10 protein-coding genes and 4 pseudogenes are annotated in these 15,557 nt (G+C 69.9%); 11 read left to right on the top strand and 3 right to left on the bottom strand.

From position 1 onward, the window contains the following. Positions 1-444 precede the first annotated feature (444 nt). Together ACF07S_RS32765 and ACF07S_RS32760 are read right to left on the bottom strand one after the other, a co-directional pair. Complete coding sequence (locus ACF07S_RS32765) at positions 445-1,167, bottom strand: cation transporter (RefSeq protein ID WP_391975857.1); 723 nt, start codon at positions 1,165-1,167, stop codon at positions 445-447. After that, positions 1,167-1,502: an ArsR/SmtB family transcription factor gene (locus ACF07S_RS32760; RefSeq protein WP_391967403.1), complete on the bottom strand. Its 336-nt coding sequence runs from the start codon at positions 1,500-1,502 to the stop codon at positions 1,167-1,169. The genes ACF07S_RS32765 and ACF07S_RS32760 overlap by 1 nt, the downstream gene beginning before the upstream one ends. 327 nt (positions 1,503-1,829) lie before the next feature. Between ACF07S_RS32760 and ACF07S_RS32755 the strand changes: the two genes are divergently transcribed. From ACF07S_RS32755 to ACF07S_RS32725, 7 genes and pseudogenes are all read left to right on the top strand, one after another. Continuing rightward, positions 1,830-2,264 (top strand): hypothetical protein, encoded by a 435-nt coding sequence (locus tag ACF07S_RS32755; RefSeq protein WP_391967402.1) that lies wholly within the window; start codon positions 1,830-1,832, stop codon positions 2,262-2,264. Between the two features lie 419 nt (positions 2,265-2,683). Further along, positions 2,684-3,754 (top strand): RICIN domain-containing protein, encoded by a 1,071-nt coding sequence (locus tag ACF07S_RS32750; RefSeq protein WP_391975856.1) that lies wholly within the window; start codon positions 2,684-2,686, stop codon positions 3,752-3,754. A 220-nt stretch (positions 3,755-3,974) separates the two neighbouring features. After that, positions 3,975-4,644 (top strand): annotated as a pseudogene (locus tag ACF07S_RS32745) (IS6 family transposase). A 71-nt stretch (positions 4,645-4,715) separates the two neighbouring features. After that, positions 4,716-5,030, top strand: a pseudogene (locus tag ACF07S_RS32740) (transposase); the annotation flags it as partial. A 604-nt stretch (positions 5,031-5,634) separates the two neighbouring features. After that, a pseudogene (locus ACF07S_RS32735) lies at positions 5,635-6,441 on the top strand (transposase family protein). Between the two features lie 103 nt (positions 6,442-6,544). Beyond that, a complete protein-coding gene (locus ACF07S_RS32730) occupies positions 6,545-8,767 on the top strand; it encodes a helix-turn-helix domain-containing protein (protein ID WP_391975855.1) in 2,223 nt (740 codons plus the stop codon). A gap of 137 nt (positions 8,768-8,904) precedes the next feature. Then, positions 8,905-9,642, top strand: coding sequence for an IS6 family transposase (locus ACF07S_RS32725; RefSeq protein WP_391975875.1), 738 nt, complete (start codon positions 8,905-8,907; stop codon positions 9,640-9,642). 147 nt (positions 9,643-9,789) lie between these two features. Here ACF07S_RS32725 and ACF07S_RS32720 read toward each other — a convergent pair whose 3' ends face one another. Next, complete coding sequence (locus ACF07S_RS32720) at positions 9,790-11,064, bottom strand: MFS transporter (RefSeq protein WP_391975854.1); 1,275 nt, start codon at positions 11,062-11,064, stop codon at positions 9,790-9,792. 231 nt (positions 11,065-11,295) lie between these two features. On the opposite strand from ACF07S_RS32720, the gene ACF07S_RS32715 reads away from it, so the two are divergent. The 4 genes and pseudogenes from ACF07S_RS32715 to ACF07S_RS32700 form a co-directional block, all read left to right on the top strand. After that, positions 11,296-13,236, top strand: coding sequence for an alpha/beta hydrolase family protein (locus ACF07S_RS32715; protein ID WP_391975853.1), 1,941 nt, complete (start codon positions 11,296-11,298; stop codon positions 13,234-13,236). Continuing rightward, the gene (locus tag ACF07S_RS32710) at positions 13,233-13,415 is read left to right on the top strand and encodes a hypothetical protein (RefSeq protein WP_391967388.1); all 183 of its coding nucleotides are present in this window, start codon (positions 13,233-13,235) and stop codon (positions 13,413-13,415) included. Before ACF07S_RS32715 ends, ACF07S_RS32710 begins: the two co-directional genes overlap by 4 nt. An 81-nt stretch (positions 13,416-13,496) precedes the next feature. Further along, the gene (locus ACF07S_RS32705) at positions 13,497-14,804 is read left to right on the top strand and encodes a cytochrome P450 (RefSeq protein ID WP_391967389.1); all 1,308 of its coding nucleotides are present in this window, start codon (positions 13,497-13,499) and stop codon (positions 14,802-14,804) included. Between the two features lie 109 nt (positions 14,805-14,913). Further along, positions 14,914-15,342 (top strand): annotated as a pseudogene (locus ACF07S_RS32700) (LacI family transcriptional regulator); the annotation flags it as partial. Between the last annotated feature and the right edge of the window lie 215 nt (positions 15,343-15,557).

Here is a 15,557-nt window from a genome sequence, read left to right as displayed (position 1 = left end):
CCTGTGCTTTGGCTTCCTAGATACATGAGGGTTGTGGGACCTGCGACGACCCCCTGTCCGCCCTATCTGACCTGCGGAAACGTCCGGTCCGTGGTGACGGGGCGCGGGGGGTGATGGAGGGGTCCACGGAGGGGGCCTCTCCGGTCCGGTCAAGGTGCTGCTCGGGCTCGTCTGCGGTGCTCGCCACAGGGTGCTCCTGGAAGGTGGGGCGGGCCCATCCCACCGTTCACCTTCTACAGGTGCGGTCTTCGGCTCTCGTGTGACGCCAGCCTTGAAGAACCTCTCCGCCGTGACCGCATCATGATCAATCTGTGTCCGGTGACAGGGAACTTGGACCGGTTGCCATCGAAGTTGGATCGCCGGCCGGTTCGTGCCAGAACTCCTGGGCGGCAGCGGGTCCCGGCCGCGCGCTCACCGGGGCCTGCTGCGTTCGGTGGATACTGTTCAGCCGCAGCAGTCGCAGCCAGGTCGGCAACTGCATGCGTCGCTCTGCTCGGCACCAGCTGGGAGTACCGCTGCGGCCGGGGTCGCACAGCAGCCCTTGCCTCGCCAGGCGTCGCGGCCTTCCTTGATGGCGATGGCGGCGATGGCGATGGCGGCGATGGGGTCGGCCCAGGACCAGCCGAGGGTGGCGTTGAGGACCAGGCCGGCCAGGAGCACGGCGGACAGGTACGTGCACAGGAGTGTCTGCTTGGAGTCGGCGACCGCGCTGGCGGAGCCGAGTTCGCGGCCGGCCTTGCGCTGGACGGCGGACAGGAACGGCATGATCGTCAGCGAGAGGGCGGCGATGACGATGCCGGGAATGGAGCGTTCGGCCTCGCCGGTGCCGGCCAGAGCGCGGACGGCGTCGACGGTGACGTACGCGGCGAGCGCGAAGAACGACACCGCGATGATCCGCAGGGTGCACTGCTCACGTGCCTCGCGGACGGCGTGGTCGGAGGCGGAGAACTGCCAGGCGACCGCGGCGGCGGAGGAGACCTCGATGATCGAGTCGAGCCCGAAGCCGATCAGCGCGGTGGAGGAGGCGATCGTCCCGGCGGTGATGGCGACGATCGCCTCGATCACGTTGTACGTGATGGTGGCTGCGACCAGCAGCCGTATCCGCTTGGCGAGGACGTCGCGGCGGGCCGGGGAGGGACCTGTGCCGATGGGTATCTCCGCGGTCATCAGCAGCAGTCCTTCTCGTCCGCGTCGACACACGTCTTGTCGGCTTCAACGGCGACCACGGCGGTGCGCAGATCGTCCAGCGCGTGCCCGAGACGTTCGTCGGCGAGCTCGTAGCGAGTACGCCGGCCCACCGGCACCGCGACGACGAGGCCGCAGTCGCGCAGGCACGCCAGGTGGTTCGACAGCCGGGTCCGGGAGATCTCCAGGGCCTCGGCCAAGTCGGCGGGGTGCGCCGGGGCCTCACGCAGGGCAAGGAGGATCCGGCAGCGGATCGGGGCGGCGAGGGCGCGGCCGAACCGCGCCAGCACCTCGATGTCAGCAGCGAGAGTCAGCACCCTTACGACAGTACATGGATGGCTGAATTCACAAAAGCCTGCACTGTTGGATGCTGCCTTCACAGCGGTCCAACTCCGATGGCAATCGGTCCAGGTTCTCTGTCACAGGACAATCTGAAGAGGGAGAGTTCTCCCCCATCGGCACCTGCGCTCGGTTCGGCTCGAAGGGGAAGGAGGCTACTTCTGCCGGTAGTTCTGCCTGGTCTGCGCCCGCTCGCCCGTGATCGACTTGTCGGGTCGGGCATCGGGGCGCTGGTTCTCCCCCTTTCCCCGACACGGTCCTTCCCCGGCACGATCACGCCACTCGGCAGGTAAAGGAGCATGGACATGCGCAGATTCAAGGGTGCCCTCGCGGTGGTCGCGGCTCTGGCCGCCTTGGCGGGGGTGGGGGTCGCGGCGGCGCCGGCGCAGGCGGCGACTTACTGCACCACCAAGGGGCAGAAGTACTTCTGTGAGTACGGCGTCTCGACCACGAAACTCGCCAACGGGACGAAGGAGGAGTTCGTCGTCGGTGCCGATCACGCGGTGTGGACGAACTGGACCTACCCCGACGGCTCCTGGAACGGGTGGGAGTCCCTGGGCGGGTGGGTCAAGAGCCGCGTTGACGTCGACCCTCAGCAGAAGACCAGCGACTCGCTCATCTTCATGTGGGCTACCGGCAAGGACGACAACCGCTGGTTCAGGGTTCGCTACCCCAGCGGCTCGTGGACCGATTGGCGGGTGAGCTGCGCCGTCGAACCGGGCGGCCAGTTCTGCCCGTGACCGTCGCGGACGAGCGGTACCGGCCCTGACGGCATGCAGCCGACGGGGCGTCACCGGCGCCGAGCCGTACGTCCCCGCTGGCCTGGAACTGTTCATGGTGAGAACACCTCACTGACATCGGCGGACACCCGCTCAGGGCGCAGGACGCGGGATGGCCACTGGGCCGTTTCTCACGGCGTTGTCGTTCGTCGTGGCGTTCGTGCTCCGCCGCAAAGCCGGCGGGCACCCCGTTTCGCCGCAGTGTCTGTGGTGCGGTCGACGGAGTGCCCGACAAGACCAGGGCCGGTCCCTGAAGCGGCGTCGCGGCGGTAGCGACCCCTCGTCGCGTACGTGAGTGGATCATCAGCAGGACGTTGAAGCAGAAGTCGAAGATGAGATCGTCGATCTCTCAGTTCACCCCCAGGAGCCTGTAAGTGAAAATGCCCAAGGTCACTGCCGTGGCGGCCGCCGCATGCGTGAGCGCCCTGATGGTCGGGGGCCTGGCGCAGCCCGCCCAGGCGGATGGTTCCGTCGACGTGCCCGTGGAGAACTGCAACGCGGCGGACACGGTGGCGCCGGGGTCGTTCGGGAGCGGCACGCTGTCGTGGTGCATCATCGCGGCCAAGCAGAGCGGCGAGCAGAAGAAGTTGGCCCGGGAGGGCTTCGTCAAAGGCCTGCTCGAGATGCTGACGAACCACACCGGCGGCAACTACAACATCATGATCTTCGACGTCAAGGGTAAGAATGCCTTCGGGGACCCGTGGTTCGTCAACCACTACACAGAGAATCTCCGGGATGTCGTGTTCCAGGGCGACATCGACTACAACGACGCAACCTCGCGGGAGGACCAGACCTACCACATATGGGTCTTCTCCGGCGGCGGCAGCTTCACCAACCAGGGCGACGGCGGCTGGATCAACTGGGGCTTCTACGGCCTGTGGGACCGCAACGGATCCACCGTGAACTTCCACCCCACGATCGAGCCGGCGGGCCCCGGAGTGCCCAAGGGGGAGACCCCCGGTCCCGGTGACATCCCTCTCATCCCCGGCGTACCCGCCCACCCCGGTCCTCGCCCCGGCTTCCGCGCCGACAGCGCACCCACGACGCCTTCCGGAACCGACCGTCCGCCGGTCGGTGTGCCCGTGCGGCTGAGGGCCGTCAACGACCTTGGAGCAGTTGCGACGAACGGCTCGTCCGGCTCGTCGGTGGTCGCGGGCAAGCTGGGTGGCACGAACGGCACATGGACGTTCAAGGACGCGGGTGGCGGGCGCTATGAGATCGTCAACGGTCACGGCCCCGTCCTCACCGGGAACATGAGCACCTACTTCGCCCAGATCGACACCTGGAAGGCAAGCTTCAACCAGAAGTGGGAGGTCAACCCCCTTGCGGACGGCGCCTACCAGGTCAGGATCAGCGATCAGGACTGCCTGACCTACCACGAGGACTACAAGAAGCTCGGAGTGTGGACCTGCGACAGCTCCGAAGGCCAACGGTGGACCATCGAACGCTGAACGTCGTGCGATCCTCCAGCGAAACCGCCGGGGGATCGAGCGCCAGCGGGCCACGACGTTCCGCCGCCCGTGGCCCCCGGTCGGGCGTGAGCCCCATATCGGGAGGGGTACTGTCACGTTCACTGACCGGGTGGGACGATCTTCTGACTGGTCATGCTGGGAGGGACCGTCCGTGGACAGCATGCCGCCGTAGTACAAGGGGCACCGGTACCCGGCCGGGGTGATCTCCCACTGCGTGTGGCTGTACTTCCGCTTCCCGCTCAGCTTCCGCGAAGTGGAGGAGCTGATGCTCCAGCGCGGCGTCATCGTCTCCCATGAGACGGTCCGCCGATGGCGCGCCGAGTTCGGCCAGGCCTATGCGAACGGACTGCGCCGGCGCCGACCGCGGCCCGGGGATAAATGGCATCTGGACGAGGTGTCCGTCAGGATCAACGGGAAGCTGAAGTACCTTTGGCGGGCCGTCGACGCCAGCGGCAACGTCCTGGACGTCCTCGTGCAGAGCCGCCGGACGGCCGCGGCCAGGTGTTTCTTCCGCCGCCTGATGAACAGGACGCGTGCGGTCGCGCGAGTGGTCGTCACCGACGAACTCCGTTTATACGGCGCCGCCCACCGCGAGGTCATGCCCTCCGTCGAGCATTGGCAGTCGAAGTACCTGAACAACCGGGCGCAGAACAGCCACCAGCCCACCGAACAACGCGAACGCGCGATGAAGGGCTTTCCGTTCGGTCGGCGGGGCGCAGCGGTTCCTGTCCGCGTTCAGCAGCATCTCACCCCACTTCCGGCCCTACTGCCACCTGATGACCACCACCGACTACCGCGCCGAGACGACCGTCCGCTTCGCCGTCTGGGACCAGATCACCGGCGCCGCTGACCTGCCTGCCGAGGCCTGAGCACCGGCCCGAAACCCGACCTACGCCACGTTCCGACGCGCCATCAGAGACCCAGGTGCCCAACAGCGTGACAACGCCTCACCGAGATCAAAAACCGTGGTGTCAAAGATGTACTGATGCTGGTCTGCGACGGGTTCAAAGGGCTGCCCGAGGCAGTGGAAACGGTCTGGCCCCGCACGATCGTGCAGACGTGCGTTGTCCATCTGCTGCGGAACTCGTCCTGTTATGCCGCCCGCCAGGACTGGGACAAGATGGCCAGGCTCCTCAAGCCGGTCTACACGGCACCGACCGAGGAAGCCGCCCTGGACCGGTTCGCTGAGTTCGCCGATGCCTGGGGCAGGAAGTACCCGGCGATCGTGAAACTGTGGGAGAACGCCTGGGAGGAGGTCAGCGTGCACGCCCCTGCTGGCGACCTCAAAGTCGAGTCGTTAGAACTTGGCCCCAACGCCAACGTGACGCGTTCCCTCAGCCCAGCAGGGTCTGCCTGGTACAGGCTTCGTGTGGACACGCGAGGGCGCCAGAGGCTGCGCGACAGGACGAGCCTCACACCCGTGGAGGACCACCTACTCATCGTCTGGCCGGCTCCTCCAACAGACACGGCTGTCCTCCACCCGCCATCCTGATCCGTTGCTCCGCCAACGACGATTTTAAGGAGTCTCCCAAGACAGGGACTTCCTACGAAGGTTTTCGGGTTGTCGTCGGGGAGTGACGTTTCATGATCCCTGCGGTATGCGTTATCCGGAGGGCGGGGCCTGACCGCTGAGCGTCGGGCGTTTCGGGAGAAGATCCGGCTCCAGGCCGGTGAGAGGTTCGCTCCGGGCCTGACGCGAGGGCGGCAGTGAAGCCCTGCATTCTGCGGGCACGGCCAACTCCCCGACCGTCACTGTTGCTCAGTTCGCCGTACTGACTGAGGCTCTTTCATCCTGTGCTGGTGGGTGAAATGGGCTGTTCAGAGGGTGTACTGACGAGGCAGGGCCCCTCGTCGTCGGCGTGGTGATTCCACTCAGCACACCGGCGACCGAAAGGGCCCTGTTGGGTTCGTGTCCTGCCACGCTCGACATCCCGCATGAGCTCGTCGTGCATGTCGCCTGGCTGCTGTACGAGCACCGCCGCGCACGCAACACCCGCTGGCGCAAGCTCGGCTGCTTTCAAGCAGGCGCTGCTCACGCTGGTCCATCTGCGCAAGAACGAGACGTTCGCCCAGCTCGGCGCCGGGTTCGCGGTATCGCAGGCCACCGCCTGGCGATACGTCGACGAGGCCCTGGACGTACTGGCCTCCTGGGCGCCCGGCCTGCACGAAGCCCTCACCGGGCTCGGTGAGGGCGACCACGTCATCGTTGACGGCACCCTGATCCCATCGACCGCATCGCCGCGGACGAGCCGTACTACTCGCAAAAACACAAGAAGCATGGCATGAACGTGCAGGTCATCGCCCGGCCCGATGACACACCGCTCTGGTTCTCCCGCGCAACGCCGGGCCGCACCCACGACCTGACCGCGGCCCACGCCCACGGCATCGTCCAAGCCTGTCCGACCCGGCAGATCCTCATCCTCGCCGACCGCGCCCACCAGGGCGCCGACGCCACCGTCCGCACCCCCTACTACCACCACCGCGAACAGCCCGCCCACTACCAGCAGTTCAACCGCGACCACGCCCGACTCCGAGCTCCGGGAGAACGCGCCTTTGCGCAGCTGAAGTCCTGGCGGCTACTACGACGCGCAAGGTGCTCTACCCGTCATATCGGAACCATCGTCCAAGCCGTCCCCACACTGCTGACCTGGAGCTGTTCAGGATGAAAGAGCCTCAGTGCCTTTCACCTGCAAAAGTCATGTCGTGCATACTTTCGCAGGAGAGGTACGATCTTCCGGCTGGGCCGCACTGACCAGGAGATTTCCAGACATGGACACCGGTACACCGGCCACCGGCGGCTTCGGCACACTTTTGCGTGGTCTTCGCACGGGGGCCGAGCTGAGCCAGGAGGAGCTGGCGCTTGCTGCGGGAGTGAGTGTGCGGGCGCTGTCGGACATAGAGCGCGGACGCTCCCGGGGGCCGCAGCGCCACACCGTGCAGGCGCTGGCTGCAGCCCTGGGCCTGGACGCGGACGGTGCCCGGCAGCTGGAGCACACCGCAAGCCTCGGCCGTCACCGCCGCGCCCCCGCGACGGACATCCCGCCACCTGCCGCCGTACCGGATGCTGTCGCGCCGACCGATGCACCCGACCTGCTGCCGCGCGCGCCGCGCGGCTTTCACGGGCGGGCGGCGGAACTGGCCGTTCTGTCGCGTGCTGCCGAAGGCGAGGCGCCCGTCTGTCTGGTCGTCGGGCCCGCCGGGGTCGGAAAGACGGCCCTCGTGCTGCACTGGGCCCACCACGGCCGTGCCGGATATCCCGACGGGCTGCTCTATGCCGACCTACGCGGCTTCGGCGACACGGGCGAGCCGACCTTCGTAGAGGTGCTGCGCGAGTTTCTGCCGGCGCTGGGTGTGCCGCACGGCCGGATACCGGAGTCGGCGAACGGCGCGGCCGCGCTGTTCCGGTCGCTCACCGCCGACCGCCGACTCCTCGTGGTGCTCGACAACGCTCGGGACTCCAGGCAGGTCAGGCCACTCCTTCCAAGCGGTCGCCGCTGCGTGACCGTCGTCACCAGCCGGAACCGGCTGTCAGGGCTCATCGTCACCGACACCGCCCGGCCCGTCGCCGTGGACGTGTTCGATCCGCAGGACGGCACCATGCTCCTCGCGGAGGTACTCGGAGAGGAACGGGTGCTCGCAGAGCCGACAGCCGCGCGACGGCTGGCCGAGCTGTGCGGCGGGCTGCCCCTCGCGCTGCGGGTGGCTGCCGCCCGCCTGGCGCAACGACCCTCCTGGTCGCTGGCCGCGATGACCGCCGAGCTGTCCGACGAGAGCCGCCGGCTGAGTCTGCTGGACGTGGAGGACACCGGCGTACGAGCAGCACTACGGCTGACGCTTCAACAGCTCCCCCAGGACGTCTCCGATCTCTTCGCCCACCTCGGCAGTCACCCCGGTACGCACGTCGACCGGTACGCGGCGGCGGCCCTGGCGGGCACGGACCCGGACGCCGCCGAGGCGTCCTTGGAGCGGCTGACCGCCGCGCACCTCCTCACGGAGACGGCGCCCGGCCGTTGGACGATGCACGACCTCGTGCGGCTCTACGCACGCAGCCTGGACACCGGACCTGACGGGCTCACGCGCGTGCTCGACTACTACATCGCCACGGCCCTCGCGGCAGTCGCTGCGGCCGAGCCCGGCAACGAGGACTGCTTCCCACCCCCTACGGACTACCTCCCGCCCGCCGTCATAAGGAAGTTCGCCGACCGGTCCGCCGCTGTGGCCTGGTACACGACCGAGAGGAACAACCTCACGCAGGCGGTGTCCGCGGCGCACGCCGCCGGACTGAACGACAGGACCTGGCGCATCGTCATGACACTGTGGCCGCTGATGGTGTGGCGTGTGCGCGACGGCTGGGCCCCGCTCCTGGGGACGGGCCTCGAGGCGGCCCGAGCCGACGCCGACCAGTACGGCGAGGCGCGGGTCCTGAACGTACTCGGCTGGGTACTCACCGAGGAAGGACACATCGCGGAGGCACTCACCCATCTGGAAGCCGCCTCCGCGCTCGCCTCGTGGGCAGGCGACACAGTCGCCGAGGCGAACGCCCTGATCGCCTCGGCCATGGCACAAGCGTCGCTCGGCAGCCTGGACGGCGCTGCGCAGGGATGCGAACGGGCGGTGGAGCTGGCGCGGAAGGCCGGTGACCGGCTCCTTGAGAGACTGACCATGCAGCACCTCGCCCGCCACCAGGCCGACGCCGGCAGATGGCGCGAAGCCCTCGACACCGCGACCGAGGCCCTGGCCTTCGACGACCGTTCGGCCACGGCCGACATCCCTCGGATCCTGCTCCTCATCGTGAGGGGAGAGGCCCTGTTCGGGCTCGGCAACGAGGCCAAGGGCATCGCCCAACTAGACATGGCGGCCCGAGAGGCGGAATCGTCCGGCAACGAGGACGGCGCAGTGCGAGCCCTCGGCGCGCTGCTGCGCGTATCCCCGAACGCGACCCTCCAAGCACGCTACGACGCGGCACTTGCCCGCCTCACGACGCTCACCTGAAGCCGGGCAGGTCTTCGCCGGACTCGACGCACTCGGCGTGGTCGTCCCAGCCGCAGGGGCTGCGGTATGCGGTGAAGCAGGCCCTCCCAGGGCGCTGTCACGTTGGCTGTTGGCGTGGAATGATCTTCGGGTTGATCATGCTGGAGGAGCCGTACGTGGAGAGCACGCCGCCGTCGTACAAAGGTCACCGGTACCCGGTCGAGGTCATCTCCCACTGCGTGTGGCTGTATCACCGCTTCCCGCTCAGCTTCCGTGAGGTCGAGGAGCTGATGCTCGAGCGTGGGATCGTCGTCTCCTACGAGACGATCCGCCGCTGGTGCGTCAAGTTCGGGCCGGCCTACGCACGCGCGCTGCGCCGCCGGCAGCCTCAGTCCGGGGACAAGTGGCACCTGGACGAGGTCTTCATCAAAATCAATGGGCGGTTGCGGTACCTGTGGCGGACCGTCGACCAGGACGGGAACGTCCTCGACATCCTCGTGCAGAGGCGGCGGGACAAGGCCGCGGCCAAACGCTTCGTCCGCCGTCCTCTCACAAAGACCCGCACGGTGCCCAGGGTGATCGTCACCGACAAGCTCCGCTCCTACGGCGCGGCCCACCGCGAGGCCATACCCTCCGTCGAGCACCGGCAGTCGAAGCACCTGAACAACCGGGCCGAGAACAGCCACCAGCCCACCGGACAACGCGAACGCGCGATGAAGGGCTTCCGCAGCGTCGGCGCAGCCCAGCGGTTCCTGTCCGCCTTCAGCGGCATCTCGCCCCACTTCCGCCCCCGCCGGCACCTGATGAACGCCCCCGACCACCGCACCGAGATGACCACCCGCTTCGCGATCTGGGACCAGATCACCGGCGGTGTCGGCCAGCCCACCGCAGCTTGAACCAGGACTGAAGGCCTGGGCCAGCCACACCCTGGCACCACGTCAGATACCCACGTGCCCAACAACGTGACAGCGCCCGAGGAGGACTTCCGGTGAACTCCGCCGCCGCGTGACCCTCGTCCACCGGGGTCTTCTCGGAAGACCAGGTCAGTCCGGGTCCCCGGTGGCCTGGAGGCGGCGCAGGGCCAGGATCAGATTGCCGCTGCCGAACGTCGCGAGCGCGGCGACGCCCCACAGGGTCGCCGCGACACCGGCCCGGTCCAGCACGGCGCCCGCGGCCAGGAAGCCCAGCGGCCCGGCCAGGGTGCTGATCGTGACCACGGCCTGCAACACCTTGGGCCCGAAGCTGTCCGGCAGCCGGGCGGAGAGCAGGCCCATCAGCGGCGCGTTCGCCAGGGGCGCGGCGGCCGATGACAGGCCGACGGCGACGACGAGCACGCTGGCTGGCACGGGCACCAGGAGCGTCCACAGGGGCAGAGCGACGCAGACCAGGGCCGTACAGGCGAGTCGTACGGGGGCGACCCATGCCGCCAGCACATAGGCGGCCACCGAGCCCACCAGGCCACCGGCGCCCAGGGCGGCGATCAGCAGGCCGCCGACCCTGGCGTCCCCCTCGAACCGGGCGAACGCCAGTACCGGCATGGTGATCATCAGGGTCCGCAGCATCAGCCCGAACACCACGGTGGACAGCATCGCCCGGCTCAGGAACCAGTCGCCGCACAGATGCCGCACCCCCGCCCACAGGCCGCGGGGCCCGGCCGCGAACCCTCCGGCCCCGCCACCCCCTGCCGGGACGCGGCGCAGCAGCAATCCGGAGAAGGCGAACGTGGCCGCGTCCAGCCACACCACCGATGTGGTCCCCACCAGCGGGATCAGCGCGCCCGCGAGCGCCGGTCCGGCGAACGCCGAGCCGTTCTGCACACCTTCCAGCGCGCTGTTGGCGCGGGCCAGAGAGCGGGCGTGCGGGCTCAGCAGTTCCATCGCCAGCACCCGCTGTGCCGCGTGGTACGGAACGGCCAGCGCCCCGAGCGCCGCGACGATCGCCACGAGGACGGCCAGATTGAGCGCACCCAGGGTCTGCAGCAGCGGGATCAGCGCCACCACCGGAGCGCGGGCGAGATCGGAGACGACCATGGTCCGGCGGGCGCCCAGGCGCTGGATGACCTCTCCGCCCGCGAAGCCGAGCAGCGCCATGGGCAGCACCTGGGCCGCGAAGACCAGGCCCGCCCGGGTGGCCGAGCCGGTGGTCTCCAGCACCAGCCAGGGCAGCGCGAGCATGGTCATCTGGGTGCCCAACGCCGTCACCGCGCCCGCGACATAGACCGCCGTCAGCGCACGGCTCGGCCTGCCACCCGGTGTGCCGTTCGGCGCTCCGCCGGGTGGGACGGGGGCTGCGCCGGGCCGGGTCGCCGCGATCGTCATCGGGTCGCCCCTTTCTCCTCGGTGGGTCCGGGCCATGTGGTCGCCCCCGCACCCTGTCGCCCGCCCACCGTCCGGTGCCAGGGAAGGCCCGGCAGTAGCTCACTGCCGGTGCCGCTGCGCTTTCTTCCCTGCCACGCAGCCCGCCCGTCCGGCAGTGTGATGGCCGTCGGAGCCCACCACAGCCAAGGCCACCGGCGGCGGAAGCGGACACCAACGAAGGGAGGGACGGCGATGAGCGGGGGTATCGGCACGGCGGTGCACGTCCCGTCCTTCGCCGCCCGCGACGGACGGCGAGCGGTCGAGACCCGGTATGTGGGCGCTCTCCCGCAGATCGTGGCCTGGGATCTGACGACGGGTCAGCGCCGCCAGGCGACCACCGCACCGCTGGGTGTGGAGACCGCCGCCATCGAGCCGGACGGCCACGGCCTGTGGTGGTTCGACGCCGCTCCCGGCGGTCAAGGCCACTGGCTGCGCGGGCCGTTCGAGGGTGGGCACCCGCGCCCGGCGCTCGACGGCGTACCCGCCGGGCGGATGCACGGCCTGGCCTTCGACCCCCGCAGCGGCCTCGCCGCCGTCGGCGTCGGGGTCGCGGACCGCTCGCGGTACTACCTCGGCCGACCTGGCGAGCGCGCCCGCCTGGTGGCCGAGGAGCCCGGCTATGCGGCAGTGGTGGGCCTGGCCCCCGGCGGCCGACTGCTGGCCACCGCGGGGTGCCCGGCCGGACCGGCCGCGGTCCGGCTGTGGTCACCGGCCTCCGGCGTCCTCGTGGACGCCATCCCCGGCGCAGCGGGGGACGGCGACGGCGGCGCGGTGTGGGCGCTGGGCTTCCGCCCGGACCTCACCACCGCACGGCCGGAACTGCTGCTCGTCCTCGAACGCGCGGGCCGCTACACCCTGGCCTTCTGGCGGCAGGGCGAGGGGATCCGTACGCACGGTCCCGGCTCCGCCCTCGACTTCGATACGGAGATCACCGCCTGCTGGTACGGGCCCGGCCGCACGGCGCTGGTCCAGCAGGACCGGGCGGGACGCAGCCGCCTGCTCCGCGCCGACCTCGACCGCGGTACGACGACGGTGCTTCCCACGCCCGAGGGCACGATCATCGACTTCTCCTGCGCACCCGACCGCACGGTCCACTGCCTGTGGAGCCGCGACGGCGAACCGCCCCGGCCACTGATCTGCCACCCGGAAAGCCCGGAAAGCTCGGAAAGTGCGGAGCACCCGGAACCCCCGGAACGTCCCGACCGCTCCGGCCACTCCGGCCACTCCACGACGGCGTCACGCGGCACGGCGCCCGGCGGAACGACCGGATCCAGGCGCCGCGAGTTGTGGACACGTCGGCCGTACGGGCAGATCCACAGCTTTGTGGCCACCCCGCCCAGCCGCAGGGCGGGCCACCGCCCCTGGCCGACGGTCTTCCTCGTCCACGGCGGGCCCCACACCCACGACCGGGACGCCTATGACGCCCGGACCGAGGCCCTGGTCCGGGCCGGATTCGCCGTGGTGCGCACCAACTACCGCGGCTCGACGGGCTACGGCCCCCGCTGGCGGGACGACTTCGGCCACCGGGTCGGCCTCGCCCAGCTCGAAGACCTCGCCGCGGTGCGCGGCCACCTCATCGACGCGGGAGTCTCGGAGCCGGGCCGTACCGGCCTGTGCGGCTACTCCTGGGGCGGCTATCTGACGTTGCTGGCGATGGGCGTCCAGCCCCGGCTGTGGGACGTGGGGCTGGCCGTCGCCCCGGTGGCCGACTACACGGCGGCGTACCGGGCGACGACGCCAGCGCTGCGGGAGGTCGACGACCGCCTCTTCGGCGGCACCCCCGAGCAGGTGCCACACCGCTATCGCGCGGCCTGCCCGATGACCTATGTGGGCCGCGTACGCGGCCCGCTCTTCCTCGCCGCCTCGGCGGACGACGAGAAGTGCCCTCCGGAACAGATCAAGCGCTATCTCGCCGCGCTGCGGCGCCGCGACGTCCCGCATCGCGTCCGGTGGCTCGGCGGCGGACACGACGTGGGCCGTGACCCAGCCGGACACACCGCCGCTTGGGCCGCCATGGTGCGCTACGCCGACGACACGCTGCGCGCCTCCCCCAGAACCGCCGACCGCCGCAACAGCGGGCGGACCGGCTCGCACCACCCCGTCCACCACACCGAAGAAAGGTCAACCCCATGAAGCGTCACGGACTGCGCGTCGACCCCATCAGCGCCACCGAGCGGGAGCGCGGGATCATCATTCCGCCGGACACCCAGGCCGCCCTGGACAAGGCGGTCCCGGTCCGGCCGAACGGCCCGGCGCGGGCCTGCACCACCCGCACGAAGAAGAACACGGAGAAGAAGTCGCCTCTGCAGTGAGCCCAAGCAGCGCCGTAGCGGGGTGCCACGCCCGGCACCCCGCCGCGGCGCCGGCCGTGCCGGTGAGGACAGGAAAGCATCATGACCACAGCTACGGCAGCGACGGCAGCACCCCGGACGAACAGTCCCCGGCCGGAGAAGCACCGGCCGGACAAGCCCGAGACGACGGAACCGCGCCAAAACCCGCCGACGTTCCTCAGCGACCCGTACCCGACCCTGGCCAGGATGCGGCAATCGGCCCCGGTCTCCGTGCTGCACAGCGACGGCGGCCTGCGGCTGTGGATCATCCCGCGCTACGTCGATGTCCGGGCCGCGCTCTTCGACCGCCGCTTCGCGCAGGATGTGCGGCGCGCCCAGGCCCTGGCCGACAGCCGGGTCGAGGGCGTCAACCTGGGCACCGAGATCAGCCATATGCTCAGCAGCGATCCGCCCGACCACACCCGCCTCCGCCGCGTGGTCCAGGCGGCGTTCAGCCGCAAGCGGGTCGAGGCGATGCGGCCGATGGTCGAGCGCATCACCCTCGAACTCCTCGACGGGCTGGACGCGGCAGCCGCGCGCCCCACGACCCGCACCACCACCGCCACGGTGGACCTGGTACGTGATTTCGCCTTCCCGCTGCCGATCCTCGTCGTCTGCGAACTGCTCGGCTTCCCGCCCGAGGACCGCGACCTTTACCGGAAGTGGTCGACCGCCATCGTCACCCAGGAGGGCGACCACGCGGCGTTCCGGCGAGCCGTCCAGGAGATGGGCTCGTACGTCCTGGCTATCGCCGACCGGCGTATCCGCCGCAATGACCGTCCCGCCGATCTGCTCACCGAGCTGCTGGCGGCCCGCGAGCGCGGGGAGCTGACGGACGACGAGATCGTGGGCATGGTCGCCCTGCTGCTGATCGGCGGGCATGAGACCACCGTGAACCTGCTGGGCACCTCCTGCCTCGCGCTGCTGCGCGATCCCGGCCAGGCCGCCTGGCTGCGCGCCGATCTCACCCGGATGCCCAGGGCCGTCGAGGAGTTCCTGCGCTACGACTCCCCCATCTGTATGGCTACCACCCGCTTCACCACCGAGCCGGTGGACGTCGGCGGGGTGGAGATCCCGCAGGACGAGTTCGTGCTGCTGTCCCTCGGCGCGGCCAACCGCGACCCGGCGCGCTTCCAGGACCCCGACCGCCTCATCCTCGACCGCCGGGACGCCGGCCATCTCGCCTTCGGCGGTGGCATCCACCGCTGCCTCGGGGCCCTGCTCGGCAAGCTGGAGACCGAGATCGCGCTCACCGCGCTCCTCGCCCGCTTCCCCGGAACGACCCTGGCCTGCCAGGAGCGCGACCTGCGCTGGCGCAACACGATGATGCTGCGCGGCTTGGAGGCGCTGCCCCTCACCCTGCGCCGCTGACCCCCGCCCTGACCCTGCCGCCCTCACCGCCTCCCGCACCGTCGCGGCCTGGGCCGGGTCGGTCAAGGAGAATGGGACACGGGGTGCGCAAGGTGGAACCGCGCCAAAGGAGTCGACCCGGCGTGCCGTGCAGCAGGCCATCGCCGAGCTGGGCTACGTGCCCAACCTGGCGGCCCGTTCACTGGCGGGGCGGCGCGCGGACGCCGTGGCGCTGGCGATCACCGAGAAGGACTGGCGCAAGTTCGGGGAGCCGTTCTTCTCGGAGGTGGTGCGCGCGGTCGGCGACGCGCTGGCGGACACCTCGGTACAGCTGCTGCTCACCCTGGTCCGCTCGGACACCGAGCGGACCAGGTTCGTCGAGTACGCGCGCGGCGGCCGGGTCGACGGGGTGCTGCTGATGTCCGTGCACGCCGAGGACCCGCTGCCCGACATGCTCGCCGACGCCGGGCTGCCCACGGTGCTGCTCGGCCGCCGCTCGGGCGAGGAGCAGGTCACCTACGTCGACGCGGACAACGCGGGCGGTGCCCGGGACGCCGTCGCCAAGCCGGGGCTGGGTGAGCATGGTGGCGAGCACCGACGTGGCTCGAAAGCCGGGGACAGCGGCGACCGGTCAGGCCGGGATCTGCTGCGCCCAGGATGGGTGCGCGGGACCCTAATAACGAGTTGGTGCGTGATAGTGGGTGAGGCGTCGTGCCTGGCTGGTGGCATGATTCGACTGTGGTGATCATGGTCAAACGGGCGGTACTGGCGCAC

The organism is Streptomyces sp. NPDC016640 (genome assembly GCF_043076215.1).
In the GTDB taxonomy this organism is placed as follows: domain Bacteria; phylum Actinomycetota; class Actinomycetes; order Streptomycetales; family Streptomycetaceae; genus Streptomyces.
This window is presented reverse-complemented; position numbering and strand designations above follow the sequence as displayed.

What these genes read in the sequence shown, in the direction of transcription:
- ACF07S_RS32765 (WP_391975857.1), bottom strand. Translation starts at nt 1,167, where the DNA reads ATGACCGCGGAGATACCCATCGGCACAGGTCCCTCCCCGGCCCGCCGC.
- ACF07S_RS32755 (WP_391967402.1), top strand. Translation starts at nt 1,830, where the DNA reads ATGCGCAGATTCAAGGGTGCCCTCGCGGTGGTCGCGGCTCTGGCCGCC.
- ACF07S_RS32750 (WP_391975856.1), top strand. Translation starts at nt 2,684, where the DNA reads ATGCCCAAGGTCACTGCCGTGGCGGCCGCCGCATGCGTGAGCGCCCTG.
- ACF07S_RS32730 (WP_391975855.1), top strand. Translation starts at nt 6,545, where the DNA reads ATGGACACCGGTACACCGGCCACCGGCGGCTTCGGCACACTTTTGCGT.
- ACF07S_RS32725 (WP_391975875.1), top strand. Translation starts at nt 8,905, where the DNA reads ATGCTGGAGGAGCCGTACGTGGAGAGCACGCCGCCGTCGTACAAAGGT.
- ACF07S_RS32720 (WP_391975854.1), bottom strand. Translation starts at nt 11,064, where the DNA reads ATGACGATCGCGGCGACCCGGCCCGGCGCAGCCCCCGTCCCACCCGGC.
- ACF07S_RS32715 (WP_391975853.1), top strand. Translation starts at nt 11,296, where the DNA reads ATGAGCGGGGGTATCGGCACGGCGGTGCACGTCCCGTCCTTCGCCGCC.
- ACF07S_RS32710 (WP_391967388.1), top strand. Translation starts at nt 13,233, where the DNA reads ATGAAGCGTCACGGACTGCGCGTCGACCCCATCAGCGCCACCGAGCGG.
- ACF07S_RS32705 (WP_391967389.1), top strand. Translation starts at nt 13,497, where the DNA reads ATGACCACAGCTACGGCAGCGACGGCAGCACCCCGGACGAACAGTCCC.